This is a genomic window from Paenibacillus sp. A3 (genome assembly GCF_001399685.1).
GTDB lineage: Bacteria > Bacillota > Bacilli > Paenibacillales > NBRC-103111 > Paenibacillus_G.
Genome location: NZ_JTHN01000046.1, coordinates 14,905 through 40,952, shown reverse-complemented (window position 1 = coordinate 40,952; position 26,048 = coordinate 14,905). Strand labels below are relative to the sequence as shown.

Genomic DNA, 26,048 nt, shown 5'->3' with positions numbered 1-26,048 from the left:
TTGACCGCCGGTTTTTGTTCCAAACGATTCTCCCCGCTTTGCCGGACGGTTAGTCCTGGCTTGCGACGAATTCGCCGTAGGCTTCGGCGGTAAGCAAGCTCTCCAGCGCTTGGCCGATCTCTCCGTCGATTTCCACTTCCACGATCCAACCGGCTCCGTACGGCTCGCTGTTGACCAGCTCCGGCGAATCGAGCAGCGCTTCGTTCACCTTCGTCACCGTCCCTGCTACCGGACTGAACAGATCGGATACCGTTTTGACGGATTCGATCGTTCCCATCGGCGCATGCGCCTCCAGCTTGGCGCCGAGCTTCGGCAGCTCGACGAACACGATGTCTCCAAGCTGATGCTGGGCAAAATCCGTAATGCCTATCCGCACGGACGTCGGCCCGATCTTTTCCGCCCATTCATGCTCCTCCGTATAACGCAATCCCGCTTTTACTTCACTCATCGTCAGCACCCTTTTCTCCTGGAATGAATAGATCCCTATCGCTTTGAAAACGCGGGCAGCAGCATGACGGCAGCTCTGCCCCTATCATGTTTCCGCTCCGCCTTGCTTGCCGTCCGGCAAAGCAGCTTGCTTCCTCTTAGCGTATCCGCCAATACCGGCGCTTTATCCGCGTCAGCCGAATTGTCAGCCGCGCCATGATCGAATTGAAGCGCTTCCACTCAGATTGTCCGGCTTCGCCAGCTTGCTCGCAAACGCCAAAAAAGGACAGGAAAAGGCATCTCGCCTTGTTCTCTGTCCCGGGTACCTGAGAGTTTAGGGCCGCTTCGTCGCGCCGTTACCCCTTTGGTGGCTTACGCTCTCTCCAGAGGCGCGTCGGATGGCGGTACGTTTACCTGAGAGATTAATCGCCATTCGGCAGGTTTGGCGACTTGCTCCTTCGGTGCCTTGCGCGGGCTTATCGCGGCCGCTCCGGTCTCTCCCAACCATCGTCATTCGCTGTATTTCACATCTCCTTCAAGAGTAATTCAACCGGATAGGGATGTCAAGAATACGCACCAAAATCTTGCCTGACGTTTGCGGTTGACACAGCCTGCTCTTTAGAGTATTAATGAATATAGAGCTATGCAACCGAATAACGCGGATGAACGTAAAGGGAGAGATTACCGGAACGTACGGTAGCGCCGAAGGAGTAAGCCCGCCGAGCCGGGTGAATCTCTCAGGCAAAAGGACCTCTACCGGACGCAACTCTGGAGAGCACCCTCCTTGCTTTAAGCAAGCTCAGGGTCACCCAAGGGGAAACTTGTACGACCGCTTCCATCCCGGAAGACGGCTGCAAGGTAACTCTCAGGTACAAAGGACAGAGCGAAAAGACAGCGCAGGCATGCGATTTTGGCATGCTTTAGTTGCCTTTTCGTCCTGTCCTTTTTTGGCATGAAAGCGTATCGCAATCCCAAACTACGACCGAGGTGATTCGATTGAATCCGTCATTGAAAAGAACGCCGTTGTTCCCTTTGTATGCCGAGTACCCCGGTGTCCGCTGCATCGACTTCGGCGGCTGGGAGCTGCCGGTCCAATTCACCGGCATTGGACGTGAACACGAAGCGGTCAGACAGCAGGCCGGCCTGTTCGACGTATCGCACATGGGCGAATTTCTCGTGACCGGCACCTTTGCGGAGACGTTCCTCCAGCGGGTCACGACGAATGACGTCTCGCGGCTTGCCGACGGCCAGGCGCAGTATACGCTGATGTGCTACGAAGACGGGGGCGTCGTCGACGATCTGCTCGTCTACCGGCTGTCGGCCGATCAATTTATGCTCGTCGTCAATGCCTCCAATATCGACAAAGACTTCCGCTGGCTGGAATCGCATCTGCTCGGCGATGTCTCCCTGGAGAACAAATCGGATACGACGGCGCTTCTGGCGCTGCAAGGCCCGAACGCTCAAGCGATTGCCGCCCGCGTCACGGACGCCGATTTGAATGCGCTGTCACCGTTCCACTTTATTCCTGAAGTTAGGGTATGCGGAGTGCCCGTGCTCGTCTCCCGCACCGGCTACACCGGCGAAGACGGCTTCGAGTTTTATGTCGCCGCGGATGACGCCCCCGCGCTGTGGAAAGGGCTGATGGAAGCGGGCGAGCCGCTCGGTCTGACGCCCGCCGGACTCGGCGCGCGGGATACGCTGCGGTTTGAGGCCAAGCTGCCGCTGTACGGGCAGGAGCTCTCCGACAAGATTACGCCGTTGGAGGCGGGCCTCGGCTTCTTCGTCAAGCTGGCGAAAGACGACTTTATCGGCCGGGACGCGCTGCTCCGCCAGAAGGAAGAAGGCGTGCCGCGCAAGCTCGTCGGCATCGAGATGATCGACCGGGGCATTCCCCGCTCCCATTATCCCGTCTATGCCGGCGACCGGCAGATCGGCGAAGTGACCACCGGGACGCAATCCCCCACGCTTAAGCGAAATCTAGGTCTGGCACTGGTTCAAGCGGAATATGGCGAGCCGGGCACCGAAGTAGAAGTGGAAATCCGGGGCAACCGGTTGAAGGCCGTTGTCATTAAAGCGCCGTTCTATCGTCGAAACGTAAAATCCTAACAGAAGCGAGAACCGACAAGGAGTGAAACCCATACAATGAGCGTCAAACACCGGTATTTGCCTATGACCGACCGGGATCGGGCCGACATGCTTCGCACGATCGGCGTCGACTCGGTCGAAGAGCTGTTTCGAGACATTCCCGAACCGATCCGCTACCGCGGCACGCTGCCGATGTCCGGCGCGCTGGACGAAATCTCGCTGCTGAAGCATATGAAGCAGCTCGCTTCGCGTAATGCGGATACGAGCCAATACGCCAGTTTTCTGGGCGCGGGCCTGTACGATCATCACGTGCCCGTCGTCATCAATCATATGATTTCCCGTTCGGAATTTTATACGGCCTACACGCCGTATCAGCCGGAAATCAGCCAAGGGGAGCTGCAGGCGATTTTCGAATTCCAATCGTACATTTGCGAGCTGACCGGCATGAAAGTCGCCAACGCCAGCATGTACGACGGCGCAACGGCTCTGGCCGAAGCGGGCGCTCTCGCCAGCGGAGCCACGCAGCGGAAGCAAATCGTCATCTCGCGGACCGTCCATCCCGAGGCGCGCGAAATTATGCGCACGACGGCGCGCGGCCTCAACCTGAACGTGGTAGAGGTCGACTATGCGGACGGCGTGACCGATCTGGAGCAGCTTAAAGCTGCTGTAACCGACGATACCGCCGCCGTCATCGTGCAGTCGCCGAACTTCTTCGGCTGCATCGAGGATCTGGCGGCGATCGAACCGATCACTCACAGCCGCAAAGCGCTGTTCGTCGTCAGCACGAATCCGATGTCGCTCGGACTGCTGGAAGCGCCCGGCAAGCTCGGCGCGGACATCGTCGTGGGCGATGCCCAGCCGCTCGGCATTCATCCGGCGTTCGGCGGCCCGACCTGCGGATTTTTCTCCGTCTCCGAGCCGCTGATGCGCCGCATGCCCGGCCGGATCGTCGGCCAGACGGTCGACCGCGACGGCAAGCGCGGCTTTGTGCTGACGCTGCAAGCCCGGGAGCAGCACATCCGCCGCGAGAAAGCGACCTCGAACATTTGTTCGAACCAGGCACTGCTGGCCCTGTGCGCCTCTATCTACCTATCCACAATGGGCAAGGAAGGAATGCGCGAAGTGGGAAGCCTGAATCTGCAGAAATCCCACTATGCCGCGCGCGAGCTGGCGAAACTCGAAGGCCCGTCGCTGCCGTTCACGGCGCCTTTCTTCAACGAATTCGTCGTGAGCCTTCCGGCGAACGCGAATATCGCGGACTTGAACGAACGGCTGCTGGAAGCCGGATTTATCGGAGGGCTCGATCTGGGCCGCTATTATCCGGAGCTTCAGAACCATATGCTCGTCGCCGTTACCGAAAAACGGACCAAAGCCGAAATTGACGAATTTGCAGCACGATTGGGGGAACTCGTATGAAACCGGAAAAAGCGCTCATTTTCGAGCTGAGCCAGCCGGGGCGCGTCGCATACTCGCTGCCCGCCTGCGACGTCCCGGAGACGGAAGCCGCCGAGTTGGTTCCGTCCCACCTGCTTCGCAGCGAGCCAGCCGCCCTGCCGGAAGTGTACGAGGTCGACGTCATCCGGCATTACACCGAGCTGTCGCGCCTCAACTTCGGCGTAGACAACGGCTTCTATCCGCTCGGCTCCTGCACGATGAAATACAATCCGAAAATTAACGAAGATACGGCGCGTTTCCCCGGGTTCGCCGGGATTCACCCGTATCAGCCGGAATCCAGCGTTCAAGGGGCGCTGGAGCTGCTGTACACGCTTCAGAACGACCTTGCCGCGCTTACCGGCATGGATCAGGTGACGCTGCAGCCGGCCGCGGGAGCGCACGGCGAATGGACGGGGCTCATGATGATCCGCGCTTACCACGAAAGCCGGGGCGAGACGCGGACCAAGGTCATCGTGCCGGACTCCTCGCACGGGACGAACCCGGCCAGCGCGACGACGGCCGGCTTCGAGACGCTGACGATCAAGTCGAACGAGCAGGGCCTCGTCGATCTGGACGCGCTGCGCGCGGCGGTCGGTCCCGATACGGCCGCGCTCATGCTGACGAACCCGAGCACGCTCGGCTTGTTCGAGGAGCACATCGTGGAAATCGCAGAGATCGTGCACGAGGCGGGCGGATTGCTCTATTATGACGGAGCCAACTCCAACGCCATCATGGGCATTACGCGCCCCGGCGACATGGGCTTCGACGTCGTGCATCTCAACCTGCACAAGACGATGAGCACCCCGCACGGCGGCGGCGGTCCGGGCGCAGGACCGGTCGGCGTGAAAAGCAAGCTCATTCCGTTCCTGCCGAAGCCGATCGTAGCCCGCCGCGAGGACGGCACGTTCTATCTCGACTCCGACCGTCCGGACTCGATCGGACGGGTGAAAGCTTATAACGGCAACTTCGGCATTCTCGTCCGGGCGTATACGTATATCCGCACGTACGGTCCGGAGGGACTCCGCGAAGTATCGGAATGCGCGGTGCTGAACGCCAACTACATGATGCACCGGCTTGCTCCGTATTACGAGATGCCATATCCGGGCGTCTGCAAGCACGAGTTCGTCATGTCCGGACGCGGCCTCAAAAAGTACGGCGTGCGGACGCTCGACGTCGCCAAGCGCCTGCTCGATTTCGGCTACCATCCGCCGACCATTTACTTCCCGCTCAACGTCGAGGAATGCATCATGATCGAGCCGACGGAGACGGAAAGCAAGGAGACGCTCGACGCGTTTATCGATACGATGATCCGGATCGCCAAGGAAGCCGAGGAGCAGCCGGACCTGCTCTTAAACGCTCCGTACACGACCGTCGTCAGACGGCTCGATGAAACGCTGGCTGCCCGCAAGCCGGTGCTGAACTGCACCTGCGGGTAAAATCCTAGCTATAAAAATAACACTCGCACTGCGCGAAAAACAAAACCCCGGCCGCCTGCGGAAGTCCGTTGTTACAGGACCTCCGCCGAAGCGGCCGGGGTTTTCTGCGTGCCCGCCTTCCGTTCCGATCTTACGGGCTGTGACCCTACCCCGGAACGACCCGGAGATCGACTGATGCAGCCGTGAGAACAGGGCGTAGGATGCATTCAAATTTGCTTCACATTCACATCCGCATTCCCATAACCGTTCGCTTGGAGTTCGAGCACATTTTTATTCACCACATAAGTCTTTGCAATCATATCGTGCAGCGCTTGTTTTTTCTGGGTGAATCCGGCCATGATGAAGCCGACGTACAGAGTGCAAACGGAAATCAGCTTGCTCCAATATCTGCCACTCGCCCGCGCGAAAGAGATCCTTTCGTTCCTTTCATCCACCACGACGCTGCCTGTCGCAAGCTTTCCTAACGTTGCCTTCCATTTTGACGATTCCATGAAGGCATAGTACAGCCATCCGGTAGCAACAATGAGCAGGCCCCGGAATCCCAAGGTAATCCACACGATGGAATCGGTGAATTGAGTCAATTTAAGGGCGAATGGAATCATAAGCAGGTATTCAAACATGCTAAACACGCTGCCCAGAATCACACTGGCTACATAAAGGATAATGCCATCAATAATATTAGCGCACAATCGTTTCCAAAATCCCGAATACATTTTCTCTCTTCCTCCCATTTCTCTTCGGATTGCCATAATATTTGACGATTTGATCCTGTGATTTCCAGATTATTATCGGCAGAAGACACGATTTTTCTTATACTTTAGGAAAATTAAGAGCATTCATGGCGGTGGCACCGCGAGATTCGCTTCGCGAACGGGCTGGCAATACCCCGCTTCGAAGAAACAAGAGCAAGGAGACGATAAAACAAAGAACGGTAAACAGGCTGACCGAAACAAACCCATCAAGACGAGTGTACAGAACTCCGGCCACAGACGAAGCGAGCGTAGCTCCGAAATACATGGACGTTCGCTTTCCGGGTTTATTGCAGGCCGTTCTTCAGGGTTTGGAACCCTGAGCATAACCGCTATCCCTGAACGCAAACAGGCCAGCCTTCACAACGAAGGTGGCCTTGCTTTACGCTGAATAAGCCCATTGCCTAATCCCAGTCCATGTAAAAGGTGGCCGTCAGCTTGCCGCCTGTGCACTCGGGACAATCCAGTTGAACCGCTCTCGGATCATCGGTCACGGGATGCATCGCTTCCCCGCATTTCCTGCAGGAAAAGGCGGTGACAAAATAATCGCGATCCGACTTCATCTCCAGATAAAGCTCATTCCGGAGCGAACGGCATGCCGTACACCGGTACAAGGCGTCGTAAGCCTCGTATCTTGTGCTCGGTTCCTGCTCAAACTCGGCAATCCGCTTCTTAAGCGCCGCATCCTGCACGAAAGAAGCGATAGAGTGCAAATACACGTACATGAATCCGATTCCTACAAAAACGTTCGTCTGATAACCGCAATTCGCGCAATCCAATTTATACGCTTCTCCCATATTTCCTCTACTCCCCACTCCGGAAACTGAAACTACTCTATTATAACAAAAAAAGAAACATACATTATTTTCAAAATAACCCCATTTTTTCATCAACTCGGCATTCCATGCACAGCAAATGCGATATAATAGACTACAAGATAACGAGATTCCTCTAAAACGGATGTGTAAGGATGCTGCATCTTTTTGTCGATATGCTGGAACGCGTCGGCTTCCTGATTGCGCTGGCGTTCGTCTTCTCGCGGAGCCGGTGGATGCGAAGCTACATGAGCTACCAAGGGGAGCAGGCTCATCAGTGGCGGTTCGTCGTTTTTTTCAGCCTGTATGCAATTCTCGGCACATATTCCGGAGTAACCGTGACCCCGTATTCGTACCAGCCGGCGCCATGGATCGGCGAAGTCTCCCCCACAGCCGCTATCGCCAACTCGCGGTCGATCGGCGTCGTCATCGCCGGACTGCTCGGCGGGGTGAAGAGCGGGCTGATCGTCGGCGTCATTGCCGGTCTGCACCGGTACAGCCTCGGCGGCTTCGTCGCTGTCGCCTGCATGCTGGCGCCTGTCGCCCAGGGCATCCTGGCGGGATTATGCCGTAATGCCATCAAACGGCGTTTCCGGCACGCGGCTTCGGCCAAGCCTGCGTTTGCCGTCGGCCTGCTCGCGGAAGCGGTTCAGATGACTTTGATTTTGCTGCTTGCGAAGCCATGGAACGAAGCGCTCGGATTGGTCGCGCTGATCGGGATTCCGCAAATTGTTGCCAACGGGATCGGGGTATCGTTATTTTTCGTCGTGTATCATACGATGGAAAGCGAAGAGGATCGGATCGGGACGGAGCACGCGCGCAAAGCGCTGCATATCGCCGATTTAACGATGCCGCTGTGGCGGTTGGATTTTGACCGGGCGGTCCGGGAAGTTGCGAGAACGCTGCATGAGGAGACGAAGGCCGTCGGCGCTTACTTTTACAAAAACGATATGGAATGGGTCAAAGAAGGTCGCAAAACGCCGTATTGGGTCGATTTGCCGATGGAAATGCAAAATAAGAAGCTGATCGGCCGCTTCCGGTTGTTTTACGAGCGGAAGCAGGAGGATACCCCGTCCCGGCGGCGGATGATGACAACGCTGGCGAGGCTTATTTCCCAGCAGTACGCTTTCGTGGAGGCGGAGAGGCAGGGACAGCTGTTGGCCGATGCTGAAATCCGCTCGCTGCAGGCGCAGATGAACCCGCACTTTTTATTCAACGTATTGAACACGGTCAAATCGTTCATCCGCACGAAACCGGAGGAAGCGCGGCAGCTCATTACGCACCTGTCCAAATTCCTCCGCAAAAATATGAATGGCAGCGGCACAACGCTGGTCTCGGTCCGCGACGAGCTTGAGCTTGTCATGTCCTACCTGAACTTGACCAAGGCACGGCTCGGTGACCAGCTTGAGTTTGTGACGGATATTGACGAAGCTGCGCTTGACTGCCGTATTCCTCCGTTTACGATTCAGCCGTTGGTGGAAAATGCGATTGTCCACGGGCTCCAAAACATCGGCAGGCCCGGCATGATCCGCCTCGGTGTGAAGCGGGAAGCGTGCGGCGAACAATACCGCGCCCGGATCACAGTGGAGGACAACGGCACCGGTATGGGCCGGGGTGTGGCGGGGGCGGCGGACGAGCATGCAGGCGTCGCGCTGCGCAACATCGTCCAGCGGCTGAGCTACCATTACGGTACGGAGGAACCGCTGGAAATCGAAAGTACACCGGGGAAGGGCACAAAAGTTAGCTTTTGGGTGAGGTGAAAGGAATGGGTTGGAATGTGGTGATTGCCGACGATGAAGCGCCTTCCCGGGAGGAGCTGGCCTATTTGCTGGAGCAGATCGCCGACGTGTCGCAGGTGACGCAGGCGGTCGGCGGAATGGACGCGATCCGCAAGGTGAAGGATCGGACGCCGGACGTGCTGTTTCTCGATATGGAAATGCCGGACCTCAGCGGACTGCAGGTGGCGCAAATCGTCGGCGAGCTCGACCCGGGGGTCAAAATCGTCTTTTCCACCGCTTACGATCATTATGCGATCGACGCCTTCAAGCTGCGTGCGTTTCATTACATATTGAAGCCGTACGACGAGGACGATCTCGGTGCGGTCTTTCGGGAATTGCGGCTGTCCGCGGAGAAGAGCCTTGCGCCGAATTCGCGCAAGCCCGTGGCGGGAGACACCTGCGTGAAGCTGGCGCTGGAATTGGACGACGGCATCAAGTACGTATCGCCGAAACATATCGTTTATATCAGCAAGGAAGGCAAACGGGTTCAAATCCATACGATCCGGGACGCTTACGAGGTCTCCTACACCTTGCAGGAGCTGGAGCAGAAGCTGGCGCCGTTCGGTTTTTTCCGCTGCCACAAAAGCTATTTGGTCCGGCTGGAAGCGATCACGGAATTGAAGTCGTGGGTCAACGGAGCTTACGACGTACGGATGGACGATGCGGCGCAGAGCCGCGTTCCCGTTAGCCGGAATTATGTGAAGGAGCTGCGTTTGAAGCTGGAAATCTGACATCTTGAACCGGGTTCCGGACATCATGCGATCCAGGCGGTTTCCCTCGGGCAAAAGAGCGTTTATACTTGTTTGCAAACGCTGCCAATGGAACAAATTCACAGGTGGAGGGAACCGCTATGGCTAAAAGCTTGAAATCCATAAGTTTGTGGGGACTCGTATCGGTACTCGGCGCCTTCGGATTCGCGGCGATTGCGCTGAACCGCGGAGAATCGGTCAACGCCGTCTGGCTGATTGTCGCCGCCGTTTCGTGTTATGCCGTCGCTTACCGCTTTTACAGTAAATTTCTGGCTCGCAAAGTGCTCGGCTTGGACGACAACCGCAAGACGCCGGCTGAGATCAACAATGACGGCAAAGATTATGTGCCGACGAACAAATGGGTCTTATTCGGGCATCACTTCGCCGCTATCGCTGGCGCAGGGCCGCTCGTCGGTCCGGTGCTCGCGGCGCAGATGGGCTATTTGCCCGGCACGCTCTGGATTGTGATCGGCGTCATTCTCGGCGGAGCCGTGCAGGACTTCGTCATTTTATTCGCTTCGACGAGACGGGGCGGCAAATCGCTCGGGGAGATGATCAAGGAAGAAATCGGCCCGACCGCCGGGGTGATCGCGATGGTCGGCATTCTCGCCATTATGGTCATTCTGCTCGCCGTGCTGGCGCTTGTTGTCGTCAAAGCGCTGATCGGGAGCCCTTGGGGGATGTTCACCATCGCTGCCACTATTCCTATCGCCGTCGTGATGGGAATCTACATGCGGTTTATTCGCCCGGGACGGGTCGCTGAAGCTTCGCTGATCGGGCTGGTGCTGCTTCTGGGCTCTCTCGTAGGGGGCAAGTACGTGGCCGAAAGCCCGGTGCTCGCCGGCATGTTTACGTTCAGCGGCGAGACGATTGCGATCATGCTGATCGCTTACGGCTTCATCGCTTCCGCCCTACCGGTTTGGCTGCTGCTGGCCCCGCGCGATTACTTGAGCACGTTTCTGAAAATCGGCACCATCGTAGGGCTGGCGCTCGGCATCCTGTTCGTCATGCCGGATCTCGCGATGCCGGCCACGACCAAGTTTATCGACGGCACAGGCCCGGTCTTCGCGGGCAACCTGTTCCCGTTCCTGTTCATTACGATTGCGTGCGGCGCCGTCTCCGGCTTCCATGCGCTGATTTCGTCCGGCACGACACCGAAAATGCTGGAGCGGGAAACGCACGCCCGGCCGATCGGCTACGGCGCGATGCTGATGGAATCGTTCGTCGCCATCATGGCGCTGATCGCCGCCTGCGTCATTACGCCTGGCGCCTACTTCGCCATTAACTCCCCGGCTGCCGCCATCGGCACCGATGCGGTGAAAGCGGCGGCCACTTTGACGTCATGGGGCTTTACGATCACGCCGGACGACCTGACGAATTTGGCCAAGGATGTCGGCGAATCGACGATTCTTTCCCGGACCGGCGGTGCGCCGACGTTCGCGATCGGCATGGCGCATATTTTGTCCGGGGTCATTGGCGGCAAGGCGCTGATGGCGTTCTGGTATCATTTTGCCATCTTGTTCGAGGCATTGTTTATTCTGACGACGATCGATGCAGGAACCCGGGTAGGCCGGTTTATGATTCAAGAAATTCTCGGCAGCGTCGTCAAGCCGCTCGGCAATACCGAATCCACGCTCGGCAACGTCATAGCTACGGCGCTTTGTGTGGCCGGCTGGGGCTATTTCTTGTACCAAGGCGTCATCGATCCGCTGGGCGGCATCAACTCGCTCTGGGCGCTTTTCGGGATCGCCAACCAGATGCTGGCGGGCATGGCGCTCATTCTCGGCTCGACCATCCTGCTGAAAATGGGCAAGAAAGCGTACGCCTGGGTGACGCTGGTGCCAACGGTCTGGCTGCTCACCATTACGATGACGGCCGGCTGGCAGAAGCTGTTTCACTCCGACGCCAAAATCGGGTTTCTGACCCACGCGCAGCAGTATCAGGACGCGATGAACGCCGGGAAGCTGGTCGCTCCGGCTAAAACGGCCGCGCAAATGCAGCAGATCATCACGAACGATTACGTGGATGCCATCTTATGCGGCGTGTTTATGATCATCGTGATTGCCATACTCCTCGTATCGCTGCGGACGTGGTACCGCGTGCTGAAGGGCCTGCCCGTCGGGCTGAGCGAAGCGCCTTACGTCGCGCGCGGCGCAGACGGTGTCCGGGAGGTGCCGAAGTATGTTTGAGGCGGTCAAGGATGTGCTTAAGTACCGCAGACAGTTCCTCGACTTGCTCGTGGGGGTGCCGAACTATGAGCGGTATGTCGAGCACCGGAAGGAATGCCATCCGGGCGAGCCGATCCAGACGCGGGAGGAGTTTTTCCGCGAGGCGCAGGAAGCCCGATACAACGCCAAAGGCGGCAAAGTTTCGCGCTGCTGCTGAGAATAAGTCAAGGCCGGTCCTTAGCGGATCGGCCTTGTTGTTTTGCTAGTGCTGCGTCTATCTAGTGACACAGGGTATGAAAACCGTAGCAAGGCTTATTACGATATTAAGACAAAAAAGCCCCGCCAATAAGGCATTGGCGGAGACGCTTTATTTTTTGCCTATTTATTCGGAGGATAGTTCGTATTTAAAAGCATTTGATTAACAATATAAATCAAGTCTTCATCTCTTACGAATTCGTCGCCTGCTTGATTCGCATCATATTTTGATGGATCGGCATTCGAAGCCAACTGACCGTAATAGTATCCGTCAATTGCAAGATCAAGCAGCGTGTACTCCCCCGATCTGTTGACGTCCTTAACCCCTTCAACAGTTACGGAGTCTTCCGAACAAAATGATTCGTCCAAGTCAAATTCCCGTTCAGTATCAGCTATTCTGCATTTGAGAGCATCAACTTTACCTGTTCCTGCAGCTTTTGCCTTGAATTTGAGCTTGAGAAAAGTTTTTTCATCGTTAATGCCATGCTCTTTACCTTGACTTGCGATAATAAAACGGAGATTTCCATTTTGATCGACTGGCTTATTGTAGATTTTGTAACCGGGCACTTCCTCGAACCCAACGTATTCCAATATTTTGTTATTATAATTAAGTGCAAAATCTTCCGCATAAATATTCTTCACATTTTTTAGAGCGATGTTCGATGTAAATTCTTGTCCTACCTTTACCTTTTCTTCTGCAATGCTTACAACTAAAGTCGGTGTAGATGTTACCTGAGGCGTCGCAGATACTTCATTGGATGGTTCGCTTTCCACAGTTTTGTTAAGCGTGGTGACCACATAGAAGTAAGTTATTCCATTGGTTACATCACTGTCAGTATAAATGTTGCCGTAAGTGTTGTCAGCTACAGTAGTATATGGTCCTCCCGATTTTGTGGAGCGCTTCACGTTATAGCCTGTCGCATTGTCAACAGCATTCCACGAAAGATCCACTTTTGCGTTACCCTCCACAGCTACTAAGTTGGTTGGCTTCGCAGGTGCGATCCGATTGAAATAAACGACTGATTCCGAATGAACGGATTCATTTCCTGACGTATCAACAGCCGTAACGGTGAATGTATACGACGTATTTGCTTGGATGCCAGAGACCTGATATGAATTCGTCGTTAAAGGTGCTGAGTTTACCTTCACACCATCTTGGTAAAGATTGTAGCCTGCAAGATCCGCTTCACTGTTTGCTTTCCAAGTCAGGTCCACAGTACCTGGAAGGGAACCGGTAACCGCTGTAAGCGAGATGGGTGCTGCTGGGGGAAGCGTATCAAAGTTGATACTTACCTCATTAGAAGGTAAGGATTCGTTCCCACTTTTATCAACAGCAGTTACTTTAAAAGTGTAGGTTGTATTGTTAGCCAAGGATGCTACAGTCGTTCTGGTATCGACAACTAAAGAAGTATTTATCTTAACCCCGTTTTGGTACACGTTGTATCCAGCTAAATCGGCAGCCGATGAAGGCTCCCAAATCAATGAAGCTGAAGCATTCAAAGGCGTTACCTGCAGATTTTTTGGAGCCGGGGGCGGAGTTAAGTCATCGTCAGTAACCCATAAGCGGAAAAAACTCACCGTACTCGAAAAGTTTGTCTCCTTGTTATAAATTGCTACTTTTTTTACCCCCGAAACGTTTATTGTCAATTTAGATATTGAACCGGGTCCTTTATAAATCACTTCATCATTTTCGTTAAATAATAAAAACCCCTCAGGATCCGAAGGTCCAAAGGATTCATAAAAAACCACATTTGCAACCGATGGTAATTCATACCACATATACGAAAGAGGCGGGACCACCTTGTGGCTTCCCCAACTATTAACAACTTCCCCCAAAGATGAATCAGTAATAGATTTTCCTATTTTGAACTTAGCGTTCATTAAAATATCTTGCGGTGCTGTTGCAGCGAAAGCACTGAAGGGAACAATATTAAATAACAAGAAAAAAATTAATCCAACTACAGAATATCGTTTCACACTTTCACCTCTTTTAGTTATCTTTGTTTCTGCTAGCAATTTTAAATTGTCTTCTTAAAACACCTTGATTAGAGCTAGATTCTAACCAACTCAAATTGCACAAACACTTGATGGCATCAATCCAATAATAGCGCCTCCCATTTTCTAATTAAAAATTCGAAAACAACAATAAATTACCATATTTTTTCATTTGTGTCCAAGTTTAATTACCCTAATTTACAATTTTCTAGTAGGTATAAGGAAATTTTCAGAGACTACAGCGCGCAACCTCAAACACTCAGCTTTTGTGTGCATGTACTTCCACTCTCCCAACCAAAAGCCGGCAGGAGTCCAAAAAACTATTTCGTTACATTCCCTTCCCAAACAAAAAAAAGAGACCCGCCAACGGGGCGAGTCTTCAAATGGTTTATATATTAAAAAGGGGGTCTTGCTTATTATATTACACCCCCAACATGTTAAATACGTAACAGGAATATTTCATTTATGTAACAAAATTGTAATCGTTTCCATTTTACGAAAACGATAATCGCTTTCACTCCACTGAGAAAAATTATCAAAAAAGTGATAAAACTTCTCAAAAACGAAGAATAAGCCCATAAAACTAATGATAAACGATCTCAATTAAAGTATTTGCCAAAATTCAGAACTTGACGTATAATCCGTTACATACAGCAGCTCGAAAGGACGGTGTTACCCATGCAAGATGATCATTACGATTTCCATCATCTTCATCATGTCAAAGAACAAAGCCGGTCCAAGAAGACGCTCTGGGTTACGCTCATTTTGACCGCCTTCTTTACGATCGTCGAAATTATCGGGGGCTTGATGTCAAACTCGCTGGCCCTTCTCTCCGATTCGGCTCATATGATCTCCGACGTTATCGCTCTGGGCCTCAGCATGATTGCCATCTACTTGGCTACCCGGCCGCCGAATGCGCGGTTTACGTTCGGCTATCTGCGCTTCGAAATCATCGCCTCCTTCCTGAATGGACTGGCGCTGGCCATTATCGCCGCAGGCATCTTCATCGAAGGCATCCGCAGGTTCATTACGCCGGAAGAAATCGACCTGAAGCTGATGCTGATCATCGCGTCCATCGGTCTCGTCGTCAACCTGGTGCTCACCCTTGTGCTCAGCCGCAGCATGAAGGAAGAAGAGAACCTGAACGTCCAAAGCGCCCTATGGCACTTTATCGGCGATTTGCTCAGTTCGATCGGAGTTATCGTCTCCGCCATCATTATTTATTTTACCGGTTTGAAATGGTTCGACCCGCTCATCAGTATGGTCATCGGCGGCATTATTTTTACTGGCGGCGCTAAAATCATCAAAGAATCGTACCTCATTCTTATGGAATCGGTGCCCGGCCGCTACGACTTGGACGAGATTCGCCAGTCGATCCGGGACGTCGAAGGCGTCGAAGATGTGCACGAAATGCATCTGTGGGCCGTATCGACCGACCATTACTCACTGACCGCCCACGTGTTTATCGACGACAAGATTCAACCGTTCTGCATCATTCTCGCCATCAATGAGACGCTCAAGGAAAAATACGGCATCGAGCATTCCACCATCCAAACGGAACATGTCAACATTCATCCGCATGGCGAGTACGGCAAGCAATTTTTGCGTCATAAACATAAACAAGCGGAGAAGGGCCCGGTCATGAGGCCATTGCAAAATTGACACGGCGAACCTCCCGCTTTCATGCAAATTCAAAAAACTCCCTTACGCCATCCTATGCGGATCGGATCGTAAGGGAGTTTTCCCATTCATTCTAGCTTCTTTCGTACCAGTAGCCCGTGATGCCTTTTTCCATCCGAAGCAGCGCTTCGAGGTAGTAATAGTCGCCCCAAATCATATAATCGTCCGGCGCCGACCCGCCGCGTACGCTGTACGAGCCGTGCTCCAGCAGCCCTTCCGCATCCGGCTGTCCGATGGTGGAATAATTCTCGACCAGCGATTTCATCGAACGGTGCAGCCCGTCCTCCAGGAAGGCCCTATCGGCATCCTCGGCGTCCAAATGGGACAGAAGCTCAACAAGCCCGGCCGATGCGATCGCGGACGCGGAGCTGTCGCGTTTCGTTTCCGGAGTAACCGGCGCATCGAAGTCCCAGTACACCACATCGTCTTCCGGCAGCCGCTCCAGGAAATAACGCGCCATGCGGCGGGACGTTTCCAGATACAGCGGATTTTTCGTATACCGGTAAGACAAGGCGAACCCGTAGATGCCCCAAGCTTGACCCCGGGTCCATGTGGAGCCATCCCGGTAGCCTTGATGCGTCCCTCCGCGAAGCGACTCGCCCGTTTCTTGGTCGAAATAGAACGTATGGTAAGACGAATCGTCCCCACGGACCAAGAAACGCCGCGATTTGTCGGCATGCGTAACCGCTACGTCCAAATACTCCTTGTTGCCCGTCTGCTCGTAAGCCCAGTACAGCAAAGGCAGGTTCATCATGCAGTCGATGATGATGCGTCCACCGTTCTCCGGATCGCCTTCCGGCCCCCACGCTTGAATGTAACGGCCTTTCGGACGCCAACGCCGCATCATCACATCGGCCGCTTCCAGCGCCAGCTGCTTGGCAGCCGGGTCCCGCTCGATAATCCACTGCGCTTTGGCGGAAAGCGAGTACAAGAACCCGATATCGTGATGATCCAGCACCCGGTGGGCTTCGAGCCGTTTCTTAAAGCTCTCGACCGTCCGCACGGCCGCTTCGCGGAACGCCTCGTCCTTCGTATGCTCATAGCAAAGCCACAGCATCCCGGACCAGAAGCCTTCCGTCCAATCGCAATTATCGTTTAAGATATATTTTCCGTTCTCGCTGACATGAGGAAACAGGCCGCCGAATTTGCCGATGTTGGCTTTTGTTTTTTGAACCGCGTCTTCAATCGCCTTTTGCCATAAACTCATGAGGATCAAGCTCCTTTTTTCTGGTTGTCGTCTATGTAGGGCCCGGAGGCCGATGCCACCCGTCAGACCGACTGGGTGGACATGCGCGGAACAAGCTGCATCGGAACGCGGACCTCACGCGCATCGGTAATCTCGACTTGATCGGCATTTCCGTCGATCCGCACCATCGTATCGCTTTCCCCGAGCTGCTCCAGCATCAAGCGGATGGCCAGTCGGGCCTGCTTGTCGTAAGGAATGTTCATCGTCGTCATCGACGGATAGCAGACGGAAGTGAACGGATCGTTATTAACCCCGACAATCTGCACGTCCTGCGGAACCCTGTAGCCATGACGCAGCACGGCAAACATGAACGCCAAGGCCACATTGTCGTCGAATCCCATCACCCCGATCGGCCGTACCCCGTCCGAAAAAGCGATAACCTGTTCCACCGCTTCATCCATCGTAAGCCCGTCATCCAGCTCCACGATCGTGGACGGGATTGATTCCGGAAGCCGGTCCAGCCCGTTGCGGAAGCCGATACGGCGCTGCCGATCCGTTCCGAGCGATTTGGTTTTCCCTAAGTAAACCATCTTCCGGCTGCCCTGCTCGTACAAATGCCGCACGATCGTATTGCAGCCTTCCAGAAAATCGAGATTGACCGCGCCGGCCGCAATGTCGCTCGGCCACCCCCACGCGTTAAATAGAACCAGCGGGGTACCGTCGGATACGATCTGTCTGGTGGCTTCCTGAGACATCGCCAATCCGTGACAGAACAACCCGTCTACCCTGCGCTGCAGCAGCACGTCCAAGTGACGCTTCTCGATCTCCGGATCGAAGCCCGCCGCCGAAAATACCGACAGATGGTACCCATACTGGTGAGCGGTGCGCTGCATCTCTTCGGCAAAACGCCCATAATACCCGCCAAAGCTCGGTACGAGCATCCCTAGCTCGTAGGACTTTTTGCTGCTGAGGCTGGCTGCCATCACATTGCGGCGGTAACCGAGAAGCTCCGCCGCCGCTTCCACCTTCCGAATTGTCTCAGCCGACATCGGCACATTCCGTCGGTTCAGCACATTCGACACCGTGGCAATCGATACGCCGGCAGCCTCTGCCAGATCTACGATCGTGATTTGGCGTTTTTTGCTCATAACCGGCACTCCAATTCTTCAACATAATTTAAACGTTTAAATTAACTCTATTTTACCTTCTAACCTACCGATTCGTCAACGGAATTTTATAGATAGGCTTGGCTTATTTTGTCAATAGAGGATTTAAATTTTAAACCAATGTAAAAAAATAACTAAATCTATGTTATCCTTTTTAGTAAACAATTCCATGGTTAACCATTATTTAGTATCTAATTTTTTGTTAAAAAGTACACAAAAGGAGAACCTCCATGAAATCGCCCATGTCGGTTATTCAAACTTTGCCAACGGGAGAAAGCAGACTCGCCGTTATCGATCTCCACAGCGATGTTCTTTATACCGAAAAGGATAAGTCCGGAAGGCTTATTTTCCATACTTTGCATGGAGAATACCGGGCTATCGCGGATTTGGACGATCTGGAAAATCATATTGAAGATTTCTGGCAGCTCGATGGCTCTAATGTCGTGAACATGTCGAAGGTCAAGGGCGTAGGACGCCATTTGAAGGCCTATTTTGACGATTTCCCGACAGAGCGAAGCAAGTTCGCTTCCATCAGCTGGATGTTCATGCATCTGCTGCAAGACATCGTTCATCAGCGCATCAACCATAACCGATGTCAATCGATCCCCGGAGCACTGCCGAAAAAAGACTAGCCTTTCAAGGTTGGTCTTTTTTCTGTTCCAAATGCTTTAACACTTTTTTCATGTTGGGCTCGGAAACGGGAGCGTATTTCGTATTATCCGTTGTTTCCTCCTCAAAATAAACCGCCTTACGAACGGCATGGTAACCTTCGATCCGGTCAATTCTTACGCTATAAGATCGATCCACCTTATCGAACGACAAATCTTGATACGCTTTGCTCAGCTGGTCGAGGGTCGTCGGAACGATATATCGTTCAGTGCGGGTATGTACGCTGATGACATTATTATGAGTGGTGAAAAAAACGATCTCATCGTCGTCAAGTTCGTAACCCGAACCGTCCTCCCGAAGCACTCGCATTGTAAATCCAACTCCAAACTAAACCTTATTTTTGTCCATCAATTCTTTCGGGGCTTTGGGACTGAACAAAGCAGGTTTCAAAGTAACGGCGAAAAACTTAGCGCAAGCATATAATATATTTGAAACCCTCCTGGCAATCTGTTTCTTCATACTTATTTATCTCCTTTTAAAGGAATGAGGGTCAAACACTGAATCAGAAAAGAGACAGAAATGATCGATGACCATAAGATTAAATTCGAGCTCACGATACATAGTGAGATGATTTTAAATAAACGTTTCAATTCGGGTTTGAAACCGGCCTCGCTATCCACTTGAGGTGCAAACAATAGCAATAATAAAATACAAATCAAAGTAAATATCAACATCTCTGCCTTATTCAGTATGGGAAGGCGGGGAATCGTTAAACATAATACAATGGTTGTCGCCATACATCCGAAACTAGACCTGATGTGTACTCCGCCTGAAAAAAATCTTAACAAAATAAAACTAAACAAGGCCAGAGCGGTTTCGCCGTATTTCCCCATGCTATGTCCGACACCTAACGCGATGATAATAATCAATGAAATATTAATTATAATACTTAAGGCATACTCCATAACTTCAATGCTTGCGGTTTCCTCCGGGTTGGCATTTTTTAGCCATGCTGCTATGGCTCGCGACGGCCGTTTAATCATTGGAGCGATCCTTTTTATACGCAAAATATAATATGAAGTACATGATAAGAACTAGGGCAAAAGGCAAATAAAAAAGCTGAATAATTTGATTCGTTAGATATAGGAGAGACAACACGGAAACAGACAATAAATTTAAGCCAAGAAACGCAATATTAATTTTATTCATTTTAACGACTTCATACTGGGAATGGGGAACAAAATCGAATCCCTTGCGGTTTCTCTTGACCCACATTCCCAATAAGAAAGCGGTAGACGCAGTAATAATTTGAAGCAAGTATGTTCCTACGGCACTGGGAATCGGTAAACGCGAGTCAAAAAGACCGATTCCATTTAAAAGAAAATAATATGGTATTTGCAATATAACGTATCCTACATATACCGTACATGTCATGATGGCCGCATAGAAAACATGCGTTTTAAATAACAACCAGACAAACATAAACATAAGAAAAATTTGCACGAGAACATCTATAGATTGAATCTCATATACATTTCGATTCGTATACGAAATAAATGACGCTACCGCGCTCGCAAATACAATCGAAGCCGGGTACATATCGAACTTGAACAAACGGAACATCAAATAATACATCGCCATTGTTTCCATTATCGAAAAGACCATGAACAATATAAAATCGACCAATGCAACCGCGCTCCCACAATGGCTATCTTAACATATTTCCTGATTATACCTTGTATTAATATACTTCCATTTACAAATTTCGACAAGGTCATAAATTGGAAAAGATGATCTAAACTGCCTATTCTCAAACAGAAAAATTCTCCCCTGCGATCGCGCAGCAAGGGAGAATTTTATTATCAATATGATTACACGCTAAGCCATTTCTTGAACAAATGCTTCGTCGTATCGAGGTTCATCGCCGCGATCGACGTGGTGAGCGGAATGCCTTTCGGACAGGAACGCACGCAGTTCTGCGAGTTGCCGCAGCCTTCGATGCCGCCGTCCTCCATCAAAGCTTCCAGACGCTCGTGAGCGTTCATCTCGCCTGTCGGATGCGCGTTGAACAAACGCACTTGCGAGACGGCTGCCGGACCGATAAACGTCGTTTTGTCGTTCACGTTCGGGCAGGACTCGAGACACACGCCGCAGGTCATGCATTTGGACAGCTCATAGGCCCATTGACGCTTGGACTCGGCCATCCGCGGTCCCGGACCGAGGTCGTACGTACCGTCGATCGGAATCCATGCTTTAACCTTCTTCAGAGCGGCGAACATGCGCTCACGATTGATCACCAGGTCGCGAACGACCGGGAATGTCGACATCGGCGCGATGCGAATCGGCTGCTCCAGCTTGTCGACGAGCGCGGAGCAAGCTTGCCGCGGCTTGCCGTTAATGACCATCGAGCAAGCTCCGCACACTTCTTCCAGACAGTTCGATTCCCAGCAGACCGGTGTCGTTTTATTGCCGCTCGCGTTCATCGGGTTCCGCTGAATCTCCATCAACGCGCTGATCACGTTCATATTCGGTCGGTAAGGAACCTCGAACTCTTCCGTGTACGGTTTGCTTTCCGCAGAATCCTGACGCGTTACGATGAACTTGACCTTTTTATTCGCTGCTGCAGTTGCTTCGGCCATGATTAATGACCTCCCTTCTTCTTGTCGGTCGTGTAGTCACGTTTTCTTGGTTCGATCAGCGATACGTCAACGTCTTCCCAATCGATTTGCGGACCGTCCGGCGTCCATTTCGCCTTCGTCGTTTTCAGGAACTGCTCGTCGTTACGATCCGGGAACTCCGGCTTGTAGTGCGCGCCGCGGCTTTCGTCGCGAAGCAGAGCGCCGAGCGTCATCGCGTGGGACAGCTCAAGCATGTTCCACAGCTGGCGGGTGAATGCCACACCCGGGTTGTTGAAACGGGCCGAGTCGTTGATGTTGATGTTTTTGTAGCGCTGCTTCAGCTCGTTGATTTTGTCGAGCGTTTGTTGGAGCTGCTTGTTGTAGCGCACGACGGTCATGTTGTTCGTCATCCACTCGCCCAGCTCTTTGTGCAGCACGTAAGCATTCTCGGTGCCGTTCATTTTCAAGATGCTTTCGTATTTGTCCGTTTGCTGCTTTTGGTAGCGGTCGTACACTGTCGACGAAACGTCTTCGGCAAGCTTATCCAAGCCTTTGATATATTCGATGGCCTTCGGACCGGTGATCATACCGCCGTAGATCGCGGAAAGCAGCGAGTTCGCACCCAGACGGTTAGCGCCATGGTACTGGTACTCGCACTCGCCACAGGCAAACAGCCCCGGAATATTCGTCATTTGGTTATAGTCAACCCACATACCGCCCATCGAGTAGTGCACGGCAGGGAAAATCTTCATCGGAATTTTGCGCGGATCGTCGCCCATGAATTTCTCATAGATCTCGATGATCCCGCCGAGCTTGACGTCAAGCTCCTTCGGATCTTTATGCGACAGGTCGAGATACACCATGTTCTCGCCGTTCACGCCGAGCTTCAGATCAACGCAGACAGAGAAAATTTCCCGTGTCGCGATATCGCGCGGTACCAGGTTTCCGTAAGCCGGATATTTTTCTTCAAGGAAGTACCACGGCTTGCCGTCTTTGTATGTCCATACGCGTCCGCCTTCGCCCCGCGCGGATTCGGACATGAGACGAAGCTTGTCGTCGCCCGGAATCGCCGTCGGGTGAATCTGAATGAACTCGCCGTTCGCGTAATAAACGCCTTGTTGATATACCGCACTGGCCGCCGTACCCGTATTGATAACCGAGTTCGTCGTTTTACCGAAGATAATCCCCGGGCCGCCTGTCGCCAAAATAACCGCATCGGCTTTGAAAGTGTTGACTTCCATGCTGCGCAGGTCTTGTCCGGCAATCCCGCGGCATACGCCGTCGTCGTCGAGCACCGCGCCAAGGAACTCCCAATGCTCGTATTTCTTGACCAGACCGGCCGTTTCCCACCGGCGTACTTGCTCGTCCAGCGCATACAGCAGCTGTTGGCCTGTCGTCGCACCGGCAAACGCCGTACGGTGATGCTTCGTTCCCCCGAAACGGCGGAAATCGAGCAGCCCTTCCGGCGTACGGTTGAACATAACGCCCATCCGGTCCATCAAGTGGATGATGCCCGGCGCCGCGTCGCACATCGCTTTAACCGGCGGCTGGTTGGCCAGGAAGTCTCCGCCATAAACCGTATCGTCAAAGTGTTCCCACGGGGAGTCGCCTTCCCCTTTCGTATTCACCGCTCCGTTGATGCCGCCCTGCGCGCACACGGAGTGGGAACGTTTAACCGGCACCAAGGAGAACAGGTCGACGTGAACTCCAGCCTCCGCCGCTTTGATGGTGGCCATCAAACCAGCCAAGCCTCCACCGACTACGATGATTTTTGAATTCGCCATGATCGTCCCTCCCCCTTAACCTTTCGCCATTTTCGGCAGTTGACTGAAATCCGGATTCAAAAATGCCGTCAAGGACAAAATAAACATGATGGACATCACCACGAACACGCCCATCCATACGTAAGTCGAAACTCGCTGCGCGCGCGGCCCCACGGTAATCCCCCAGCTGACGAGGAAAGACCACATGCCGTTGCTAAAGTGGAACACGGCCGCAACGATGCCAATACAGTACATAATGAAGTAAATGTTGTTGCTCGCAATCTCGTGCATCCGGATGCCTATCGCATCTTGCGCTACCGTTCCGAGCGAGATTTGCAGACGCGTTTGGAAGAAGTGGAAAGCCACGAACAAGAACGTAATGACACCGGTTACGCGCTGCAAGAAAAACATTTGGTTACGGAAATAGCCGTAGTTGGACACGTTATTGCGCGCCGTATAAGCCACATACAAGCCGTAGATGGCGTGATAGGCGAGCGGAATCCAAATACCGACAATTTCCAGCAGCAGCACGAGCGGCAGTTCATGCAGCCAGAACACTTGATCCAAAAAAGCCGCATGTCCGCCGCTGAACGCCTTGTAGTTCGTCAGCAGGTGCTCGATCAGGAAGAAGCCGACCGGAATGACACCAAGCAATGAATGCAGCTTCCGCGAAAAGTAAGAATTTTTAAACATTGAAACTAGTTCCCCCCTCAAATTAAGGCTTGTCACCGCTTCGTCAAAACCATTTACCATTGTACTCCCGCATATCGGGAGCGTCAACAAAAAACGCTATGCCTATTTTCGATGTTTCGACAAGCTTTTATACCGTTTGCGGCAAAAAATGTGAACAAGAAGTGACACATTCCATACTACTCCTGAATCGCTTATAATGGAAGTGCTGATTTTTTATATATGCTTATAACTTATTAACATATGAAAAGGAGGATACCCGCTATGGAGCTTATCGACGTATTTGCCACCGTAGTCGAGCAGCAGAGCTTGAATAAAGCGTCGCAGCTGCTCAACGTCTCCCAGCCCGCACTCTCGCGTAAAATTATGCGGCTGGAGGAGGATCTCGGCATTCAGCTCTTCGTCCGCAAAGGCAAGCGGCTGGAGCTGACCCGCGCCGGAGAGGTGTGCTATGAGTTCGCCCTGGAGCAAAAACGGCTGGAGCGCCGGCTGCACGAGAAGCTGCAGGCGTTCAAAACAAACGTCAAACCCGCCAGTATCGTCATCGGAGCAAGCCTGACGACGCTCCAGTCGACACTGCCCGACCTGATTACGATCTATACCCGCGAATACCCGAATACGGACATCAAGGCCGTTACCGGCAAAACGCACGAGATCGTGCCGCTCATCAAAGAAAAACGCGTGGACATCGGTCTCGTCGCCTCCATGATCGAAGATCCGTCCATCGTCTGCGTGCCCTTATTCGACGACCCGCTCTGTCTTGTGCTGCCCGAAGGGCATTCGTTCGCCGACAAGGAGGAGCTGTTCATTCAAGATCTGCATGAGCTGCCGATGATCTTGTTCTCGCGGGGTACATGGTACCGCGTCTTGATGGATGAGATGTTTCACCGCTGCGGGGTACATCCGGATGTCAAAATGGAGATCGACTCGTTCGAAGCGATTACCCGGCTCGTATCCACCTGCAAAACGGGAACACTCTTGCCCGAATCGTATTTGCGCCGCAATCTTGTCGAAGACAACGAGCTGACCGTGCGCTTCATCCCCGAGCTGGAACAAACGAAAAGAACGACCTCTCTCCTGTTTACGGAGGAAGCCGTTCTTGAACCGTCCATCCGCCGCTTCATCGATCAAGCGGTCCGGCATTACCATACTGCGGACGAATACACGTTATAAAAGCCGGGGAGACGAAGCGTCAGGTCTCTCCGTCCGCCTTCTCCTCCAATCCGAGCCTTCGGGCGACATACGCCGTCGTTCCGGCCTGCAGCAGGATGGTCAGCAATACGGCCAGAAACGTGACCGACGCGATAACGTCCCCATACTTCACGCCCATCCCGACAACCATGCCCGACAACGCCGCCGGGATCACTCCCGTTTCACGCACCCAGAACATGAATACAATCTCGTTGCGCTTCCATCCGGCCTTGCGGTCGGGAAGCGCGCATGCCAGCACAGTCAACGGGCGGGCGATCAGCATAAAGACGACTATGACGGCAAGGCTCGGCCACAAATGGTCGAGGATGACCCGGAAATTCACTTGGCTGCCCAGCATAATAAAGATGAGCATCCGCATAAGTACCGTCATATTTTCGGTAAAATGAGCCATTTCGTGCAGCTTATCGTCCAGCTCCAGCTTGAACAACTCGTGATTGCCCCAGATGAGTCCGGCCACGAAGGTCGCCATAAAGCCGCTGACGTGCAGCACGTCGCCGAGCCAATAGGCGCCGAGCGCCGTTACGATCAAGGCGATGGTCGCATAATCCCGCAGCCAGCCGAGCTTGAAGTGAGCCGTAACATAAACCAATACAAGTCCAACGAGCAAGCCGACGACAATGCCGCCCACGGCAGTCTGCACAAACCCGATCACGCCGGCGCCCACCGACAAGGCTTGTCCGCCCGTGATGGCTCCGAGCACCGAGAAAGTCAGGATCGAGCCGGTCGCATCGTTGAAGGCGGACTCACTCTCGACCGTTTCCCGTACCTTCTGACGAATGCGCACCTGCTTGAAAACGGAGATGAGCGTCGCCGGGTCGGTCGAAGAGATAATCGCGCCGAGCAGCACCGCATACATCATCGGGATGCCGAGCAGCCAGTGTGCGGCAAAAGCAACGACGGCGCAGGTGATCAGAACTCCGGGCACACTGAGCAGCGATACGGTGATCCATACTTTGCGAAGCCCCGACAACTTGATATTCCGGCCGCCGTCAAACAGAATAAGCGCCGATCCAGCCGTCAAAATAAACTGGTTCATAAACGAGCTGCTCGGCTCGTTGACCAGATGCAGCCCTTGGCCAACGACAACGCCCGCGATCAAAAAAAGAGCGACGTCCGGCAGTTTAAGCCAGCTCGCCACTTTTCCGAAAATCATACCGATGAGGAGGATAAATATAATAAGAAAGAGTACGTGTTCGATCATAACGGTATTTTCCATTTGTGCCTCTTCGCCTCC

At 53.1% G+C, this 26,048-nt stretch carries 23 protein-coding genes and 2 riboswitches; of the genes, 10 read left to right on the top strand and 13 right to left on the bottom strand.

Features of this window, described 5'->3' with window-relative positions; translation table 11 throughout:
* Positions 1-49: 49 nt before the first annotated feature.
* Together gcvH and QJ48_RS06795 are read right to left on the bottom strand one after the other, a co-directional pair.
* Complete coding sequence (gene gcvH / locus QJ48_RS06800) at positions 50-448, bottom strand: glycine cleavage system protein GcvH (RefSeq protein WP_054972917.1); 399 nt, start codon at positions 446-448, stop codon at positions 50-52.
* A gap of 35 nt (positions 449-483) precedes the next feature.
* Entirely contained in the window at positions 484-666 is a 183-nt protein-coding gene (locus QJ48_RS06795) for a hypothetical protein (protein ID WP_054972884.1), read from the bottom strand.
* A 153-nt stretch (positions 667-819) separates the two neighbouring features.
* Positions 820-939: riboswitch (glycine riboswitch) on the bottom strand.
* A 149-nt stretch (positions 940-1,088) separates the two neighbouring features.
* A riboswitch (glycine riboswitch) is annotated at positions 1,089-1,189 on the top strand.
* 233 nt (positions 1,190-1,422) lie between these two features.
* Here QJ48_RS06795 and gcvT point away from each other — a divergent pair.
* Genes gcvT through gcvPB form a run of 3 tightly spaced genes read left to right on the top strand, consistent with a single transcriptional unit; the run spans position 1,423 to position 5,381 of the window.
* Positions 1,423-2,532: a glycine cleavage system aminomethyltransferase GcvT gene (gene gcvT, locus QJ48_RS06790; RefSeq protein WP_054972883.1), complete on the top strand. Its 1,110-nt coding sequence runs from the start codon at positions 1,423-1,425 to the stop codon at positions 2,530-2,532.
* A 36-nt stretch (positions 2,533-2,568) separates the two neighbouring features.
* The gene (gene gcvPA, locus QJ48_RS06785; protein ID WP_054972882.1) at positions 2,569-3,927 is read left to right on the top strand and encodes an aminomethyl-transferring glycine dehydrogenase subunit GcvPA; all 1,359 of its coding nucleotides are present in this window, start codon (positions 2,569-2,571) and stop codon (positions 3,925-3,927) included.
* Positions 3,924-5,381: an aminomethyl-transferring glycine dehydrogenase subunit GcvPB gene (gene gcvPB, locus QJ48_RS06780; protein WP_054972881.1), complete on the top strand. Its 1,458-nt coding sequence runs from the start codon at positions 3,924-3,926 to the stop codon at positions 5,379-5,381. Before gcvPA ends, gcvPB begins: the two co-directional genes overlap by 4 nt.
* 206 nt (positions 5,382-5,587) lie before the next feature.
* Here the strand turns inward: gcvPB and QJ48_RS06775 are convergent, their stop codons facing one another.
* Positions 5,588-6,094 carry an RDD family protein gene (locus tag QJ48_RS06775; protein WP_054972880.1) on the bottom strand — a complete coding sequence of 169 codons (507 nt, stop codon included), beginning with the start codon at positions 6,092-6,094 and terminating at the stop codon, positions 5,588-5,590.
* A 440-nt stretch (positions 6,095-6,534) separates the two neighbouring features.
* Complete coding sequence (locus QJ48_RS06770) at positions 6,535-6,927, bottom strand: hypothetical protein (RefSeq protein WP_054972879.1); 393 nt, start codon at positions 6,925-6,927, stop codon at positions 6,535-6,537.
* A 173-nt stretch (positions 6,928-7,100) separates the two neighbouring features.
* Between QJ48_RS06770 and QJ48_RS06765 the strand changes: the two genes are divergently transcribed.
* The 4 genes from QJ48_RS06765 (at position 7,101) to QJ48_RS06750 (ending at position 11,857) form a co-directional block, all read left to right on the top strand.
* Positions 7,101-8,705, top strand: a complete 1,605-nt coding sequence (locus QJ48_RS06765) for a LytS/YhcK type 5TM receptor domain-containing protein (protein ID WP_054972878.1) — start codon at positions 7,101-7,103, stop codon at positions 8,703-8,705.
* A 5-nt stretch (positions 8,706-8,710) separates the two neighbouring features.
* Positions 8,711-9,454: a LytTR family DNA-binding domain-containing protein gene (locus QJ48_RS06760; RefSeq protein ID WP_054972877.1), complete on the top strand. Its 744-nt coding sequence runs from the start codon at positions 8,711-8,713 to the stop codon at positions 9,452-9,454.
* A gap of 119 nt (positions 9,455-9,573) precedes the next feature.
* Positions 9,574-11,661 (top strand): carbon starvation CstA family protein, encoded by a 2,088-nt coding sequence (locus QJ48_RS06755; protein WP_054972876.1) that lies wholly within the window; start codon positions 9,574-9,576, stop codon positions 11,659-11,661.
* Positions 11,654-11,857, top strand: a complete 204-nt coding sequence (locus tag QJ48_RS06750) for a YbdD/YjiX family protein (protein ID WP_010493609.1) — start codon at positions 11,654-11,656, stop codon at positions 11,855-11,857. Before QJ48_RS06755 ends, QJ48_RS06750 begins: the two co-directional genes overlap by 8 nt.
* A 161-nt stretch (positions 11,858-12,018) precedes the next feature.
* On the opposite strand, the gene QJ48_RS06745 is transcribed toward QJ48_RS06750, so the two are convergent.
* Complete coding sequence (locus QJ48_RS06745; RefSeq protein ID WP_054972875.1) at positions 12,019-13,872, bottom strand: fibronectin type III domain-containing protein; 1,854 nt, start codon at positions 13,870-13,872, stop codon at positions 12,019-12,021.
* 696 nt (positions 13,873-14,568) lie between these two features.
* Between QJ48_RS06745 and QJ48_RS06740 the strand changes: the two genes are divergently transcribed.
* On the top strand, positions 14,569-15,552 hold the full coding sequence (locus QJ48_RS06740) for a cation diffusion facilitator family transporter (RefSeq protein ID WP_054972874.1): 984 nt from the start codon (positions 14,569-14,571) through the stop codon (positions 15,550-15,552).
* Between the two features lie 91 nt (positions 15,553-15,643).
* Here QJ48_RS06740 and QJ48_RS06735 read toward each other — a convergent pair whose 3' ends face one another.
* Both QJ48_RS06735 and QJ48_RS06730 read right to left on the bottom strand, forming a co-directional pair.
* A complete protein-coding gene (locus QJ48_RS06735; RefSeq protein WP_054972873.1) occupies positions 15,644-16,777 on the bottom strand; it encodes a glycoside hydrolase family 88 protein in 1,134 nt (377 codons plus the stop codon).
* Between the two features lie 62 nt (positions 16,778-16,839).
* A complete protein-coding gene (locus tag QJ48_RS06730; RefSeq protein WP_054972872.1) occupies positions 16,840-17,904 on the bottom strand; it encodes a LacI family DNA-binding transcriptional regulator in 1,065 nt (354 codons plus the stop codon).
* Between the two features lie 248 nt (positions 17,905-18,152).
* Here QJ48_RS06730 and QJ48_RS06725 point away from each other — a divergent pair, with 248 nt between their 5' ends.
* Positions 18,153-18,554: a LytTR family transcriptional regulator DNA-binding domain-containing protein gene (locus QJ48_RS06725; protein WP_054972871.1), complete on the top strand. Its 402-nt coding sequence runs from the start codon at positions 18,153-18,155 to the stop codon at positions 18,552-18,554.
* Between the two features lie 4 nt (positions 18,555-18,558).
* On the opposite strand, the gene QJ48_RS06720 is transcribed toward QJ48_RS06725, so the two are convergent.
* The 5 genes from QJ48_RS06720 to QJ48_RS06695 form a co-directional block, all read right to left on the bottom strand.
* On the bottom strand, positions 18,559-18,900 hold the full coding sequence (locus QJ48_RS06720; RefSeq protein ID WP_054972870.1) for a LytTR family DNA-binding domain-containing protein: 342 nt from the start codon (positions 18,898-18,900) through the stop codon (positions 18,559-18,561).
* Positions 18,901-19,052: 152 nt separating this feature from the next.
* Entirely contained in the window at positions 19,053-19,574 is a 522-nt protein-coding gene (locus QJ48_RS06715) for an accessory gene regulator B family protein (RefSeq protein WP_054972869.1), read from the bottom strand.
* A gap of 828 nt (positions 19,575-20,402) precedes the next feature.
* Positions 20,403-21,170, bottom strand: coding sequence for a succinate dehydrogenase iron-sulfur subunit (gene sdhB, locus QJ48_RS06705; RefSeq protein ID WP_054972867.1), 768 nt, complete (start codon positions 21,168-21,170; stop codon positions 20,403-20,405).
* A 2-nt stretch (positions 21,171-21,172) separates the two neighbouring features.
* Positions 21,173-22,933, bottom strand: coding sequence for a succinate dehydrogenase flavoprotein subunit (sdhA, locus tag QJ48_RS06700; RefSeq protein ID WP_054972866.1), 1,761 nt, complete (start codon positions 22,931-22,933; stop codon positions 21,173-21,175).
* A gap of 15 nt (positions 22,934-22,948) precedes the next feature.
* Positions 22,949-23,605, bottom strand: coding sequence for a succinate dehydrogenase cytochrome b558 subunit (locus QJ48_RS06695; RefSeq protein WP_054972865.1), 657 nt, complete (start codon positions 23,603-23,605; stop codon positions 22,949-22,951).
* A gap of 261 nt (positions 23,606-23,866) precedes the next feature.
* On the opposite strand from QJ48_RS06695, the gene QJ48_RS06690 reads away from it, so the two are divergent.
* Positions 23,867-24,775: a LysR family transcriptional regulator gene (locus QJ48_RS06690; RefSeq protein WP_054972864.1), complete on the top strand. Its 909-nt coding sequence runs from the start codon at positions 23,867-23,869 to the stop codon at positions 24,773-24,775.
* Positions 24,776-24,794: 19 nt separating this feature from the next.
* On the opposite strand, the gene QJ48_RS06685 is transcribed toward QJ48_RS06690, so the two are convergent.
* Positions 24,795-26,030, bottom strand: coding sequence for a sodium:proton antiporter (locus QJ48_RS06685; protein WP_054972863.1), 1,236 nt, complete (start codon positions 26,028-26,030; stop codon positions 24,795-24,797).
* Positions 26,031-26,048: the final 18 nt, after the last annotated feature.